Annotated in this window: 12 protein-coding genes; 5 read left to right on the plus strand and 7 right to left on the minus strand. The window is 60.4% G+C overall.

Annotated elements, in window-relative coordinates; genetic code table 11:
* Positions 1 to 37 precede the first annotated feature (37 nt).
* A complete protein-coding gene (locus OHL18_RS16285; protein ID WP_263375935.1) occupies positions 38 to 1,156 on the minus strand; it encodes a GntR family transcriptional regulator in 1,119 nt (372 codons plus the stop codon).
* Between the two features lie 359 nt (positions 1,157 to 1,515).
* Between OHL18_RS16285 and OHL18_RS16290 the strand changes: the two genes are divergently transcribed.
* From OHL18_RS16290 to gltX, 4 genes are all read left to right on the plus strand, one after another.
* Positions 1,516 to 2,841, plus strand: coding sequence for a sugar porter family MFS transporter (locus tag OHL18_RS16290; protein WP_263375936.1), 1,326 nt, complete (start codon positions 1,516 to 1,518; stop codon positions 2,839 to 2,841).
* A 213-nt stretch (positions 2,842 to 3,054) separates the two neighbouring features.
* On the plus strand, positions 3,055 to 4,278 hold the full coding sequence (locus OHL18_RS16295; RefSeq protein WP_263375937.1) for a glycosyltransferase family 61 protein: 1,224 nt from the start codon (positions 3,055 to 3,057) through the stop codon (positions 4,276 to 4,278).
* A gap of 189 nt (positions 4,279 to 4,467) precedes the next feature.
* Positions 4,468 to 5,568, plus strand: a complete 1,101-nt coding sequence (locus OHL18_RS16300) for a glycoside hydrolase family 130 protein (RefSeq protein WP_263375938.1) — start codon at positions 4,468 to 4,470, stop codon at positions 5,566 to 5,568.
* 129 nt (positions 5,569 to 5,697) lie between these two features.
* Positions 5,698 to 7,221: a glutamate--tRNA ligase gene (gene gltX / locus OHL18_RS16305; protein ID WP_263375939.1), complete on the plus strand. Its 1,524-nt coding sequence runs from the start codon at positions 5,698 to 5,700 to the stop codon at positions 7,219 to 7,221.
* Between the two features lie 3 nt (positions 7,222 to 7,224).
* On the opposite strand, the gene OHL18_RS16310 is transcribed toward gltX, so the two are convergent.
* From OHL18_RS16310 to adh, 3 genes are read right to left on the minus strand one after another with little or no spacing between them, the layout of a single operon-like run.
* Positions 7,225 to 8,127: a DUF1684 domain-containing protein gene (locus OHL18_RS16310; protein ID WP_263375940.1), complete on the minus strand. Its 903-nt coding sequence runs from the start codon at positions 8,125 to 8,127 to the stop codon at positions 7,225 to 7,227.
* A gap of 32 nt (positions 8,128 to 8,159) precedes the next feature.
* Positions 8,160 to 8,558 (minus strand): DUF779 domain-containing protein, encoded by a 399-nt coding sequence (locus OHL18_RS16315; RefSeq protein WP_263375941.1) that lies wholly within the window; start codon positions 8,556 to 8,558, stop codon positions 8,160 to 8,162.
* The gene (gene adh, locus OHL18_RS16320; RefSeq protein WP_263375942.1) at positions 8,559 to 10,094 is read right to left on the minus strand and encodes an aldehyde dehydrogenase; all 1,536 of its coding nucleotides are present in this window, start codon (positions 10,092 to 10,094) and stop codon (positions 8,559 to 8,561) included.
* A gap of 388 nt (positions 10,095 to 10,482) precedes the next feature.
* On the opposite strand from adh, the gene OHL18_RS16325 reads away from it, so the two are divergent.
* Positions 10,483 to 12,057, plus strand: coding sequence for a sensor domain-containing diguanylate cyclase (locus OHL18_RS16325; RefSeq protein WP_263375943.1), 1,575 nt, complete (start codon positions 10,483 to 10,485; stop codon positions 12,055 to 12,057).
* Positions 12,058 to 12,066: 9 nt separating this feature from the next.
* Here the strand turns inward: OHL18_RS16325 and alaC are convergent, their stop codons facing one another.
* From alaC to OHL18_RS16340, 3 genes are all read right to left on the minus strand, one after another.
* Positions 12,067 to 13,248, minus strand: coding sequence for an alanine transaminase (alaC, locus tag OHL18_RS16330; protein ID WP_263375944.1), 1,182 nt, complete (start codon positions 13,246 to 13,248; stop codon positions 12,067 to 12,069).
* 202 nt (positions 13,249 to 13,450) lie between these two features.
* Positions 13,451 to 13,936, minus strand: a complete 486-nt coding sequence (locus tag OHL18_RS16335) for a protein-disulfide reductase DsbD N-terminal domain-containing protein (RefSeq protein WP_263375945.1) — start codon at positions 13,934 to 13,936, stop codon at positions 13,451 to 13,453.
* On the minus strand, positions 13,933 to 14,658 hold the full coding sequence (locus OHL18_RS16340) for a TlpA disulfide reductase family protein (protein ID WP_263375946.1): 726 nt from the start codon (positions 14,656 to 14,658) through the stop codon (positions 13,933 to 13,935). Before OHL18_RS16340 ends, OHL18_RS16335 begins: the two co-directional genes overlap by 4 nt.
* Positions 14,659 to 14,773 lie beyond the last annotated feature (115 nt).

Here is a 14,773-nt window from a genome sequence, read left to right on the forward strand (position 1 = left end):
ACCTCGCACGTAACCACGCACCGTCGCTGCCTCTCAATCACAACGTGCGTTTGGTGGATTCTCGAACCATCAACTCAAAATCGACCAGGAAGTTTCGCGCCGGCGCCCCAGGGTTCGCAACCCGATCGCGCATGGCCATCATGGCGTTCGCTCCGATCGCCAGCACCGGCTGACGAATGCTCGTCAGCGGCACCTGCAGCAGGCTCGCGTACTTAAGGTCGTCCATCCCCGTCAGCCGCACGTCTCCCGGAATGCGCACCCCTGCCTTAGCCAGCGTCGTCATCAGTTGGACAGCCATCAGGTCATTCGCGCACAGAATTGCGTCGGGACGATGCAGCTTAAGCAGCACCTCGACCGCGTTTGCATCTGTCGGATCAGCAAAGCAAACGATCTGCAACGCTTTGTCCAGACCTCGAGCCTCCATGGCGCTCCGGTACCCCATGATTCGAATCGTCACCGTCGGTGCAGAGTACGGCCGAGCGAAGAAAAGAATCCGCTGCGCTCCCACATCCAGCAGATGCTCCGTCATCATCAGGCCTGCCCTGTGATTGTCGATCCCGACCACGTCATAACGGCTGCGCTTCGGATACTCGACGATATCGCGGTCGAGCAGAACCAACGGAACTCCCGCGTCGTCAAAGTTCTTCGCGATCCGCATGTTCGTCTCGTCCTTGCCCTCCGTCAGCTCCAGCGGCGCAAAGAACACACCCGCTACTCCTCGCGCGAGGTAGTGCTCGCAGAGACGCTCCGCTTGAATCTCCTGCGATGCGTCACGGTCAAACAGCGGTCCCCAGATCAAATCGTGATGGTCGCCATTCCTGCCCTGCGAGATCCCCTGGCATATCGGCTCGAAGATCTCAGTGACACCGAGATCCGGGATCAAAAGCCCGAAGCTCGGGTGTGGCATAGCTGCCTGACTCGACACAAACGTCCCTGACCCAGCCCGCCGCTGAATCAAACCCTCGGACTCCAACTGGGCGAACGCCCGCCCAATCGTCGGCCGGCTTGCCGAAAGCCGCTTGACCAGTTCGTTTTCGCTCGGAAGCCGCGTCCCCGCCGAGTAAGTCCCGTCCTCGATCGACTGTCGCAGCAGAAGATAAATCTGTTTGTACTTGGCTACACCGGGTGGGTTCGCAAGCGGATCATCTAACGTCACGTCACGTCCTCGTCTCTTCTATGCAGCTCTGCTAACGTCCAAAGTTACGCGCGTCTTTTTATTATCCGTAGACGGCAAGTAAGCGAAGTGAGACTCCGCAGTGCAGGCATGGCCTTCATACACCTCATGCCTGCAAAAAAAGCACAGTCCTCTGACACTAAGCGCAAGCTGGCAAAGACGCACATCCCATCTTCTGGTTATAGGTGTCGACAAACACATAGCATTAAGCTGCACTGCCTTCGTCGGGTTGCGCACAGATCCCCAACTTGCCCCGTGAACCTCGCTCTGGCGACGGAACACCCACCACTGGCGTATAACTTTGTTGACCTGAATACTGTTCTCATTACTCGGAGACCCTTTTGAATCGTTACCTCATAAAAGCCACCATCGTTGGCGCACTCGGCGGCCTGCTCTTCGGATTTGACACGGCTGTCATCGCGGGCGCGGAACAGCAACTCACCGAGGTCTTCCACCTCACCCCGTCGACGCTTGGCCTCACCGTCTTCATCGGCCTCGTCGGCACGGTCATCGGAGCGATGGGCTCGGGCGTCCTCGGCCAAAAGATCGGTGGCCGCGAGGCCCTCCGCATCATGGCCATCCTTTACACCATCTCCGCCGTAGGCTGCGCCTTCGCCTGGAACTGGGATTCGCTGATGGTCGCCCGCTTCATCGGCGGCCTCGGCATCGGAGGATCTTCCGTCCTCGGCCCCGTCTACATCGCGGAGCTCGCACCCGCAAAGTGGCGCGGCCGGATGGTCGGCCTCTTCCAGATCAACATCGTCATCGGCATCCTTCTCGCCTACCTCTCGAACTTCATCATCACCCTCTTCCATCTCGGCGCGAACGAGTGGCGCTGGGAGTTCGGCGTCGCCATTCTCCCCTCGGCGCTCTTCCTCATTATGCTGTACGGAATTCCACGCAGCTCACGCTGGCTCGTCACCACCAACCAGAACGACGAGGCCCTCCGCGTTCTCGAGATGATGGGCTCGCCCAACTCCGCCGCCGAACTCCAGGAGATCAAGGACTCCGTCCACGCCGAGCTTCACCAGAAGCAGGAGCCCATCTTCAATGGCAAATACAACCTGCCCATCTTCCTCGCCGCCTCGATCGGCCTCTTCAACCAACTCGCCGGAATCAACGCCATCCTCTATTACCTCAACCCCATCTTCGCCTCGGCTGGCTTTAGCAACAGCTCCTCGGCCCTGCAGGCCGTAGCCGTCGGCCTCGTCAACCTCATGGCGACCGTCCTCGGGATGACCCTGATCGACAAGGTCGGCCGTAAGACCCTCCTGCTAACCGGGTCTGTCGGCATGGTCTTCGCTCTGGCTGGAGTCTCCGCCATCTTCTACACCCACACCCACCAGAACCTGCTCGTCTGGCTCCTCGTTGTCTTCATCATCTTCTTCGCTGTTTCGCAGGGATCGGTCATCTGGGTCTACATCTCGGAGGTCTTCCCCAACCGTGTTCGCTCCAAGGGCCAGAGCATCGGTTCTTCGGCCCACTGGATCAGCGCCGCCGTCATCACCCTCTACTTCCCCGTCGTCGTCGACAAGTTCTCCCAGGGAACACCCTTCGCCTTCTTTGCGGTGATGATGCTCCTCCAGTTCTTCGTCGTCCTCTTCATCTATCCCGAAACCAAGGGCCGCTCCCTCGAACAGATCCAGACCCAGTTCGGCATCCACTAAAGCGCTCCAACGTAGGCTCGGGTATGCCACATCTCAATCTTGAAACGTGGCGAACCCCAGCCTCACCGATGTAGCCATCTGCCTACATCGCAGGTTCCGGTTTCGTCACCTTCCCCATTTGTGCGATACCAAATACTCCGCCGCTTTGTACACTGGAAGGAGAATTCGTGGGCCAGGTCTCCGTGCCTCGCAATACCCGCGCAAGGATGGTTTGTGGCTGCTCCCTCGATCTCGAGATCCCTCAAGACCTCACTTCGCGGTCACTTCAATGGCCTTGAAGGTCTCAATAACCGCGTCGCTTATAAGCTTCATCGAGCGCTCATCTCCAGCTTCACCGCTTTGGGCCTAGAACGCCTGCTGCTGAACCAACCCTTCAGCGCCGAAGAATGGCCCGACCTCGTCTCCAACTTCACCCTCCTCTATCCAGCGGAGACCGTCGACCTCAATACCCCCGGCCGGCCCTTTACCTCTGACCCCTTTCTTCGCTCCTGCCAGGACATCGTCGAAGGCTACCTCTCCCGCGCAGCGATCTTCACTTGCGAGGTGAACACGGCCAAGTTCTTCCCTAAAAACGGACTGGTCTTCGATGCCCGCTGGCACGTTGTCGTGGAATCGGTCCTGGACCACCAGCGTTATTACTCCTTCCGCAAGACCTTCCGGCCTCGCAGCATCACAAAGCGCTCCGGTTTCTTTTCCTCGATCCAGCACCCCTGGCACGACAACAACTGGCACTGGACAGCCGACAGCCTTCCACAGCTCCGTTCCCTCGAACTTCACATGCAGGGCCGCCCGCTCACCCTGCTCATGTCGTCGGAGGTCGGCCCGGTTCACCGCAGCTCCCTCGAAGCGATCCTCCCCAAAAACTTCTCCCTCGAATACGTCGATCCCGGTAGATGGTTCGAACTTGAGACCTTCGTGCTGCCTTCCTATGTCTCCTCTCGCGCCAGCGCCTGCTTTCCGCAGGATTACTTCGACTTCATACGCTGCCGCACCCACCTCGCTCTGGGAACCCCCAAACCCGCCATCGCCACGGGCCGATACTACATCTCGAGGGGCCGCGCCGGACACCGCCGGCTTATCAACGAAGACGAGGTCTTCGCACTTATCGCCAGCTTCGGCTTCAAGAAGATCTTCATGGAGGACTACACCTTCGCCGAACAGGTCGCTCTGATGCGCAACGCCGAAGCGATTCTCTCCCCGCATGGAGCCGGCCTGGGCTCCATCATCTACGGAGAGAATCTGAAGGTCTGCGTCCTCTACCCTGAAGCTCGTCCCGCAGGCTACTTCTATACCCTCGCCGTCGGAGCCGGCCACCAGCACTTCTGCACCAACTCGAACGTCACCGAACATGACGACTTCATGGTCAATCTCGATGCCCTCCGCCGGGTTCTCACCGACGAGATGAACCTATCCCGGTCGCCTAATCCCAACATGTAACCTGTGAAGAAAGAAGCGTCATCTCGACCGAAGCATCGCAGCGTCACCGCGATGCGCAGTGGAGAGACCCCCGCATTTCGCTTCTATCCGCAGCCATTGCCCCACCCTTGTCGTCCTTCGCGCAGCGGAGGATCTGCTTTCTCTTCCCCCGCAGACGAACTACTCATTCATCCTGCATACTTGCAGACCATGAAACTCCCCATCCTCGCCTTCGCTCTGATCCTCACCACATCCGCTTCATCCCAATCCGCAACACCCTGGCAGCTTGGCCCCTTCACTCGCCCAATCTCCGCACCTGTCATCTCCCCGAACAAATCCTCCACGTTCGACGACCCCATCCGCCACGCCCCCGTCCACTGGGAGTCTCTCCATACCTTCAACCCCGCCGCGATCGTCCGCGACGGCAAGATCTTCGTCCTCTACCGCGCCGAAGACGACACCGGCGAGATGCAGATCGGGCTCCACACCTCCCGCCTCGGGCTTGCCTCCAGCGCCGACGGCGTCCACTTCATCCGCCAGCCACAGCCTGTCTTCTATCCGGCCGCCGATGCACAGCGATCCCGCGAGTGGCCCGGCGGAGTCGAAGACCCACGCATCGTCGAATCCCCCGATCACACCTACGTCATCACCTACACCCAGTGGAACCGCATCACCTACAGCATCGGTATCGCCACCTCGAAAGACTTAATCCATTGGACGAAGTTTGGTCCTGCATTTAGTAGCAGCAACGGCGGTAAGTACGATCACCTCCAATACAAATCCGGCGGGATCGTCACGCAGTTAGTCGGCGATCACCTGGTCGCCGCCCGCATCCAGGGCAAGTTCTGGATGTACTGGGGCGAAGGCGCAATCCACCTCGCCACCTCGCCCGATCTCATCCACTGGAGCCCCGTGGAAGACGCCACCGGTACCCCCATCGAAGTTCTCACCCGCCGTCCCGGCCACTTCGATAGCGGCTTCCCCGAGACCGGCCCGCCACCCATCCTGACGCCAGCCGGTATCGTCATGCTCTACAACGGCAAAAACGACCCCGACCACGGCGACCCCACCCTCGGCCCCAACGCCTATGCCGCCGGTCAGGCGCTCTTCGCCGCCGACGATCCATCCAAGCTCATCGCCCGCGACGATGCCCCATCTTTGAAACCCGAAGAACCCTTCGAGAAGACAGGCCAGTACGCCGCCGGAACCACCTTCGCAGAAGGCCTCGTCCGCTTCCACCACCGCTGGTTCCTCTACTACGGCTGCGCCGACTCCGCCGTAGGAGTAGTACAGTCTCCGGTCGCCCCCTGACCCCACCCCTTGTCATCCTTCGCCGAAGGCGGAGGATCTGCTTCTGTATTCCCACGCCCGTATCGAACCCGTCGGACGGACGCTCGTCCCACGCCCCTTTATAATCGGAGGTCGAGACCAATCCTGAAAATGCCTGAAGTATTCGAAACTCCCGCCGCCCCCATTCGCGTCCGCATAGCTCCTTCGCCCACCGGCGACCCCCACGTAGGCACCGCCTACATCGGCCTGATCAACTTCATCTACGCCCGACAGCGTGGCGGCCAGTTCATCCTCCGCATCGAGGATACCGACCGCGCCCGCTTCGTCGCCACCTCCGAGCAGATGATCTTCGACGCCCTCAAGTGGGTCGGCCTTGCCTGGGACGAAGGTCCGGACGTCGGTGGCCCCTACGGTCCCTACCGCCAGTCCGAGCGCACCCAGATCTACCGCGACCACGCCGAAATCCTCCTTGAAAACGGCACCGCCTACCGCTGCTTCTGCACCCCTGATGAGCTCGAAGCCAGCCGCAAGCAGCAGATGGCCGCCAAGCTGCCGCCCCGCTACGCCGGAGCCTGCCGCAACTTATCGCCGGATGTGGTCAGCGCAAACCTTGCTGAATCAAAAGAATACGTAGTCCGCATGAAAGTTCCACTCGAAGGCTCCACAACCTTCCGTGATGAACTACGCGGGGACATCACCTTCGAGCACACCAACGTCGACGACCAGGTCTTGATGAAGTCCGACGGCTTCCCCACCTACCACCTCGCCAACGTCGTCGACGACCACCTGATGCTCATCACCGACGTCATCCGCGCCGAGGAGTGGATCTCTTCCACCCCGAAACACGTCCTGCTCTACCAGGCCTTCGGCTGGCCAGCGCCCCGTTTCTGGCACATGCCGCTGCTCCGCAATCTGGACAAGTCCAAGATCTCCAAACGCAAGAATCCCGTCTCGCTGGTCTTCTACCGCCAGGCCGGCTTCCTGCCCGAAGCCGTCATCAACTTCCTCGGCCTCATGGGCGGCGGCATGTCCGACGCCGGCAATCCCGAAACCGCCGCCGTCGCGGCTATCCCATCCGGCAAGCCGAGCGAAGCCGACATCTTCTCCCTCAAAGACATGCTCGCCCGCTTCCGCGTGGACAAGATCCGCCTCGGCGGCCCGGTCTTCGACCTCACCAAGCTCAAGTGGCTCAACGGCGAGTACCTCCGCCGCATCACGCCCGAGGACTTCTACACCCGCCTCCGCGCCACCATCCTCTCGGACGACTACCTGAAGCAGATCGCCGTCCTGATCCAGGCGCGCATCGAAACCCTCGGCCAGTTCGGCGACCTCACCCACTTCTTCTTCGCCGAAGACGTCCTCCCCACCGAAGCCGTCTTCCTCCCTAAGAAGCGCACGCTTGAAGAGACGCTGGCCTTTGCCGCCGAACAACTCACCGTCCTCGAAGCCACCGAGTGGTCCGTCACCGCGCTTGAAACTGCCCTCAAAGCGCTAGGCGAAGCTCACACATGGAGTGTCAAGGAAAACTTCATGCTTCTCCGCGCGATCATCACCGGCAGCACGATGAGCCCCCCGCTGCTCGAAAGCCTGATCGTCTTCGGTAAGCCGCGGACGCTCGACCGCATGAGGCGTTTCCTCGACACCCAGAAGAAGCTCGCGGCCGGTAAACGATAGGGATCAATCCTCGTAGCGCTTCTCTCCCGCCTTCACTGCCACGGTCAGCCGGTTCTCCGGCGAAGCCAGCGGGCAGGTCGCATAGGGAGAGTACGCGCACGGTGGGTTCACCGCCTCGTTGAAGTCGAGAACGACCGTGCCCGGCTTATCCAGCCCAGCCGAAGGGGCACTCGTCGACAGGAACCGTCCACCGCCATCCGTCGTCGTCTTCGCTGTCACATCGCGGAAGACAAAGAACAGGCCGTCCTTGTCAGCCTCCATTGGCGTGAGCTGAAGCTTTACTCCGTCCAGTTCGAACTCTGCGTAACCCGGCACCTTTACCGGCGTTATCTGCCCTAACTTGTTCAATACTCGTAGCGTATGCGGCGTAGTGTACGGCACCCAACGCGCTTCGACCCGGTAATGCCCTTCGGGCGGGTACCAGTTCAGCCCATGAAAGTGCTTCAACGCGGGAGCCCCGGAGTCCTTAACCCGCAGATACCGCTTGCCGCCGCGATCGATCGCCCACAGCCTCAATGTTCCGGATGTCAGAGCGGCAGCATCGTCCTCACCATCGCCGAAGATCGCTCCCGAAACCACCGGCTTGCCCTGGGAAGTAAGAGACGGATCAGCCTTCAGCAGCGTCACCTTGCCGTCCTTCTGTTCAAGGGTGATCAGGTGCGCCGGAGCGCCTGGTAGAACGATGGAGTTGTCCCTTGCCGAGCCGATCGTACTGGTTCCCGGCTTTAGCCAGTCCAGAGCTACCAGCGAGAACCAGCCATAAGGCCTGGTAAGTCCCTGCGCGCGCTGGGCACGCTCCTGGGCATAATTCGGAGCCTGTGCCCGGGCTCCTTGGTCAAATGCGCCGGCAAAAAGAACTGTCGTAATCAGGGTCAGCACTTGTGCGATTCGCCGAACGTCTCTCATGCCCTCCAGAATAACTCCGGGCGACCGAATCTCTAAATCCTCCCAGCCTCCCGCAACGCCCGAATCTCCTCATCCGTAAACACCCGAGACCGCGTCAAAAACCGCACACCCTCAGGCCCTTCCAGAGAGAACATCCCACCCCGCCCCTTCACCACATCCAGAATGATCTGCGTGTGCTTCCAGTATTCAAACTGGCTCTGGTGCATGTAGAAGGGCGTTCCCGACAGCGTCGCCATCAGTACATCCTGGCCGCCGATCAGGAACTCTCCCCGCGGATAGCACATCGGGGAGCTGCCATCGCAGCAGCCCCCCGACTGGTGGAACATCAGTGGCCCGTGCTTCGCCTCAAGCTTGGCGATCAAGCCAAAAGCGGCATCAGTCGCAACCACCTGCTCCGGTACAACCTCGGTCCCTGTCTCTACTCCAGCCATCTAGAAGAATCCCAACGCATTCGGACTGTAGCTCACCAGCTGGTTCTTCGTCTGCTGGTAGTGGTCGAGCATCATCTTATGATTCTCCCGCCCAATTCCCGATTGCTTATAGCCTCCAAACGCAGCATGAGCCGGATACGCGTGGTAGCAGTTCGTCCAAACCCTGCCCGCCTCGATCCCCCGCCCGAACCGGTATGCCCGCGTCATGTCGCGAGTCCAGACGCCCGCGCCAAGCCCGTACAGCGTGTCGTTCGCGATCGCCAGCGCCTCATCGTCATCCTTGAACGTCGTCACGGAGAGCACCGGCCCAAAGATCTCCTCCTGGAAGATCCTCATCTTGTTATGGCCCTTGAAGACCGTCGGCTCGATGTAGAAGCCGTTCTCCAGTCCGCCCTCAAGCTGCTTGCGATGGCCGCCCGTCAACAACTGCGCGCCCTCCTGCAGCCCGATGTCGATGTACGACAGGATCTTCTCGGTCTGCTCCTGCGAAGCCTGCGCGCCCATCATCGTCGAGGCATCCAGCGGATTGCCCATCCGAATCGCCTTCACCCGGGCCAGCGCCCGCTCCATAAAGCGATCGTAGATCGACTCATGAATCAGCGCCCGCGAAGGACAGGTACAAACCTCGCCCTGGTTGAACGCAAACAGCGTGAATCCTTCCAGCGCCTTGTCGAAGTAAGCATCGTCCTCCGCCATCACATCGGCAAAGAAGATGTTTGGCGACTTCCCTCCCAGCTCCAGCGTGACCGGAATGATCGTCTGCGAAGCGTACTGCATGATCAGCCGCCCGGTCGTCGTCTCGCCCGTAAACGCGACCTTGTTCACACGAGGGCTCGATGCCAGCGGCTTGCCCGCCTCCACTCCGAAGCCGTTGACGACATTCAGCACGCCCGCCGGCAGCAGGTCGCCGATCAGCTCCAGCAAGATCAGGATCGACACCGGTGTCTGCTCCGCTGGCTTCAGCACAATCGCATTGCCCGCAGCCAGCGCCGGGGCCAGCTTCCAGCACGCCATCAGCAGCGGAAAGTTCCACGGAATGATCTGCGCCACCACACCCAGCGGCTCGTGATAGTGATACGCGACCGTATCCTGATCGATCTCCGAGATCCCGCCTTCCTGCGCCCGGATGCACCCGGCAAAGTAGCGGAAGTGGTCCGAGCACAACGGAATGTCGGCATTCATCGTCTCGCGGATCGGCTTGCCGTTGTCCCACGTTTCGGCTGTAGCCAGCAGTTCAAGATTGTCGTCGATCCTCTGCGCGATCTGCTCCAGAATCCGCGCTCGCTGTGCAACCGGCGTCTTACCCCACGCCTTCTTCGCCGCATGCGCTGCATCGAGCGCCCGGTCGATGTCTGCAGCGTTCGATCGAGCCACCTCGCAGAAGACCTCACCCGTTACGGGAGACACGTTATCGAAGTACTCGCCCGAGAGCGGCGCGACCCAATCACCACCAATGTAGTTGCTATAACGCTTCTTGAACTCCACAGGGAATCCATACTTGCCGGGCTGCAGTTGTGTCAAAGTCGCGGTCGACATAGCTACCTTCCTTATCAATCTGTTGCGTTGTTCGCTTCCATCGTGAAGCGTCTGAAGGATGCCGCCAGCCCGGAAACCGGTCACCGGCGGATTTGGAGCACGCGGCATCCTAATCCTCCTCAACCAGGAAAATCCAGTCCCATCGCCTCGCTCGTCCTCTTGCCAAATCGGCTTCGGCACCGCTTGCGTGTTATTCCTCTAGCCTCAAAAGCATGAGATAGTGCGCAAGTTACTGAAACGCCACACGAATCCGCCCGATTATATTCGCTACTTTCAGAAGCATCCAGGAGCTAAGGTCGGGTATCCTCGGGCGGAGGAATTTTTCAACTTTTCTCTCGACACGAAATACGGCACGAGAGTGAAGCGACAGAGACTCACCAGAGATGGCATGAGGCAACACGATATCGATCCGTCGGCGTTGGACAACTTCCCCTCTCCCGGGGCCAGTCCCTCTGCGTCTCCTGTCGACCCAAAGATTGCGTCACGCCTCGACCGTCTCTCTTCCGCATTTGACCGTCGGCCCATCCTCTCCGGCCTTGCCCTTCTCGGAGTCACCGCGATCGGCTTCAGCCTCGCAATCGCCCTCTTCGACAGGGCTCTGCCGTCGACGGATGGCTGGGCCATCTACTGGCCCTATGATGGCATTGCTCTCGCGCTCTTGCTCATCACCAATCGGCGACGATGGCCCTGGATCCTCGGCGGAGTCGTTCTTGCCTTTGTCCGTGGGGAGAGAAACGCACACGACCCGCTTTCAGAAGCCCTCATTGATATCTCCTGCAACCTGGTCGAAACTCTTCTCTCCGCATGCCTTCTACCGCCCTTCCGCTCCCTCAGGCGCTGGATGATGGAGCCGCATCTCGCCCTGCGCTTCACCTTATTCGCCATCCTGCTGGGCCCCGCTCTCACCTGCCTGCCCACCGCATGGTACTTCTCAGGGATACACGGACGCTTCTGGCTGCTGGCTATGAAGTGGGCGTTTCCCGACGCCTTGGGGACCGCACTCTGGACGCCTCTCGTCCTCACCCTCGTCAGCCGCGAGACCTACGACATCTTCCGCTTCAAGGCGCTGCCGCAGACCATTACCCTTCTCGCCGGACTATTTGCTGTCTCCTGGTTCACCTTCGACCAGGCAAGCTACCCACTCGCTTTTGTTCCCTATCCGATGCTGCTGTTTGTCGCCCTCCGCCTCGGCTTCAGCGGAGCTGTCATCGGCGCCAACATGCTTTCGCTCGTCGCCGCATACTTCAGCGTCCGTGGGCTTGGACCTTTTCACCTCGCGGCAGAGGGCTGGACCGACCAGCAGTCGGTCGTTCTTCAGATCTACTCCACGCTCGCCATGCTCTTCGTCCTTCCACTCAGCGTCATCCTGGTGGAGCGCCGCAACTTCGCAGAGAAGTTGCAGCACGCGCTCGACGAGATGAAGAACCTCGCAACGATAGACCAACTCACCGGCGTCGCAAACCGTCGCCGCTTCGACGAGATCCTCGACACCGAGTGGAAGCGCGCCATCCGCGACGCGACTCCTATCTCTCTTCTGATGATCGACGCCGACCACTTCAAATCCTTCAACGACCGCTATGGCCACGTCGCCGGCGACGACTGTCTACGTGGAATCGCCGCCGCCCTCAGCGCCAAGCCACTGCGCCAGCATGACCTAGTAGCTCGCTATGGAGGCGAAGAGTTCGCCGCCATCCTGCCCGGTGCCCCCGCTGCTGCCGCCGAGGAACTCGCGGAGCAGATGCGTCTCTCCGTGCTCGAATCCTGCGTCACGCACGAGGGAAATCCAACCGGCTGTGTCACCGTCTCCATCGGTTGCGCCTCGCTCGTACCAGCCAAGGGAATGTCGCCGGCCGAGTTGATCGCGTCCGCCGACCGCGCTCTCTATCTGGCCAAGGAGAGTGGCAGAAACCGCGTCTGCACCGCCGCGCCCAGGCTCGTCGAGCCGATGCAGCGGCCTGCCTAGCTTCTTCCTCTAGCCCGCCTTGAACATTGCCTTGATGCCACGCAGCGCCTGCCGCGTCCGCTCCTCGTTTTCAATCAACGAGAACCGCACATGCCCGTCGCCGTGCTCGCCAAAACCCACGCCCGGACTCACCGCGACCTTCGCCTCAAGCAGCAGCTTCTTCGAAAACTCCACTGACCCCAAGGCCCGGTACTGCTCAGGGATCTTCGCCCAGGCGAACATCGTCGCCTTCGGCAGATCCACCGCCCATCCCAGCTTGTTCAGCCCCGGAACGAGCACATCCCGCCGGCACTTATACGTGTCGACGATGTCGGCGACGCACTCCTGCGGCCCTTCGAGCGCTGCGATCGAAGCCACCTGGATCGGCGTAAACGTTCCATAGTCGAAGTAGCTCTTGATCCGCCCAAGCGCTCCCACGAGCTTCGGGCAGCCGACCATGAAGCCGACCCGCCATCCCGGCATGTTGTAGCTCTTCGAGAGCGTGAAGAACTCCGCCGCAATCTCCTTCGCTCCCGGCACCTCGAGCACGCTGGGCGCGCGATATCCATCGAAGACGATGTCCGCGTACGCGAGATCATGCACGATGTAGATGCCAAGCTCCTTACACAGCGGCACCAGCTTCTCAAAGAAGCTCAGCTCCACACACTGCGTAGTCGGGTTCGCCGGAAAGTTCAGGATCAGCAGCTTGGGACGCGGCTCCATCCGCGGCAGTTCATACTCCAGCCTCTGCCAAAGCGCCTCTTCATCCGTGCCATCGAGCGCGATGCTCTGCACCTTCGATCCCGCGATCACAGGCCCAAAGATGTGGATCGGATAGCTCGGATTCGGCACCGCAACGGTGTCCTCATCGTCCAGCATCGCCAGGCAAAGATGGGCGATCCCCTCCTTCGACCCGATCGTAACGATCGCTTCGGTCTCCGGATTCAGATCGACATCGTATCTGTGCTTGTACCAGTTACAAATTGCCTTGCGCAGCCGCGGTATCCCGCGCGACAAAGAGTAGCGGTGCGTCGCCGTCTTCTGCGCCGCTTCAATCAGCTTGTCGACGATGTGCTTCGGCGTCGCTCCATCGGGATTGCCCATCCCGAAGTCGATGATGTCCTCGCCCCGCTTGCGCGCCGCAGCCTTCAGCTCGCTCGTAATGTTGAATACATACGCGGGCAGCCGCGTCAGCCTTCTAAACTCTTCCATCTTCCCTAGATCCAGTCTTAACAAATCGCTTTGCTTAAGGGCGCGGCTTCAGCCGTGCCATATAGCTTTGTCAGCATCGCGGCTTCAGCCGCTGAGGTACGCCTTCCATCATTCAATCACTACGGCGCGAAGGAAATCCCGGGAAAAGATCTTCACCGCTGGAATCTCTTTCCCTTGCGAATACGCCTCGCCAACACCGCGTCTACTTCGCCGTGAACAGCACCTCAACCGGCAACGTCTTCGGCGGATAACACGCCGCATGATCGCAAGCCTGGTAACGAAGCGTCCCGTTCAACCGATGCTCCCCAGCAGTCGCGACCACCGGCAGCTTCACGGTGAACGCTCCCTGATACACATCGAGCTTTTCGTTCGGCTCGAAGCTGAAGCTGTAAGCAGTACCCGCGGGATACTCGAGCGCCGCCGCCTTCACTCCATCAGCCGCATCGAGCTTCAGGTTTGTCGGAATCAGCAGCTCCGACTTCGGCGTGTGGCTGTTCACATGAAAGCCATCCTGCACCTTGAAGTGCAGCTCCACCACCGCCTTCTTCCCCGCCGCAATCGTCTGCGGCTCGGCTGCATAGACAATGTAAGTCTTTGGCTTCGACGGATTCTCAAAGCCCACATCCTGCGCTCGCACCATCGGAACAGCCAAAGCCGCGAGGACAGCGCATACCGCAAACAACTTCATCGCCCCGCACCCACAGCCGGCGCAGCGCCAAGCGAGGCCGTCGCAGCATCACCGGGCCCGAGCAGCTTCTTGATATTCGCCTCCACCTCGTCCTTCGAAGCGAGTCCGATCGTCTCCGTCGTCACAAGTCCCTTGCGATCGATGTAGAACGAAGTTGGCAGCATATCTACGCCGCCGTAAGCGGGAGCCACCTTGCCATCCGTCAGCAGGATCGGATACGTCACCGCAACCTTCTTCGCCGTCTTCGCGATCTCATCCTTGCCCGCGTCATCTTCAGCGATGCCAAGAATCTCAAACCCCTGCGCCTGGTACTTCTGGCGGAACTCCTCGAACCACGGCATCTCCAGCTTGCACGGAGCGCACCACGTAGCCCAGAAGTTCACCACCACCGGTCGCCCTTTGTAGTCGGCCAGAGAGACCTTCTTGCCCTCAAGATTCACCAGCGTGAACGCCGGTGCCGGCTTGCCCTTTAGCGGAATCTCCTGGGCCGTCGTCTCCCCTGCTGCAGAACCCGTACCAGCACCCGGAGCAGCCGCGCCATCGGGAGTCAACACGACGTGGTTCGCCTGCGCCTGCTGCGCCGCCAGCTTCCGCGCCCGCAGGCTGTACACACCGGCCCAGATCATCAGGCTGATACCGAAGACCATCATCGCTACAAAAAACGCACTCTTCTTCACGCCAGCATCCTCCGGCAGGCGCACCCGGCGCACCGCCAACTTCAAGTCTACTGCGTTAGAGAAAAATCGGATGCTCAGGATACAGAGATGTCAGGATACAAACCGTCCGGGTGCCCCATCCATGCGGTCGTATCGCATGGGTGGCACGTAAGACGCCCAG

This window comes from Granulicella aggregans (genome assembly GCF_025685565.1).
Taxonomy (GTDB): Bacteria; Acidobacteriota; Terriglobia; order Terriglobales; family Acidobacteriaceae; genus Edaphobacter; species Edaphobacter aggregans_B.

Coding starts and splice junctions, on each gene's coding strand:
- OHL18_RS16300 (WP_263375938.1), top strand. CDS start 4,468: ATGAAACTCCCCATCCTCGCCTTCGCTCTGATCCTCACCACATCCGCT.
- gltX (WP_263375939.1), top strand. CDS start 5,698: ATGCCTGAAGTATTCGAAACTCCCGCCGCCCCCATTCGCGTCCGCATA.
- OHL18_RS16325 (WP_263375943.1), top strand. CDS start 10,483: ATGAGGCAACACGATATCGATCCGTCGGCGTTGGACAACTTCCCCTCT.
- alaC (WP_263375944.1), bottom strand. CDS start 13,248: ATGGAAGAGTTTAGAAGGCTGACGCGGCTGCCCGCGTATGTATTCAAC.
- OHL18_RS16315 (WP_263375941.1), bottom strand. CDS start 8,558: ATGGCTGGAGTAGAGACAGGGACCGAGGTTGTACCGGAGCAGGTGGTT.
- OHL18_RS16310 (WP_263375940.1), bottom strand. CDS start 8,127: ATGAGAGACGTTCGGCGAATCGCACAAGTGCTGACCCTGATTACGACA.
- adh (WP_263375942.1), bottom strand. CDS start 10,094: ATGTCGACCGCGACTTTGACACAACTGCAGCCCGGCAAGTATGGATTC.
- OHL18_RS16335 (WP_263375945.1), bottom strand. CDS start 13,936: ATGAAGTTGTTTGCGGTATGCGCTGTCCTCGCGGCTTTGGCTGTTCCG.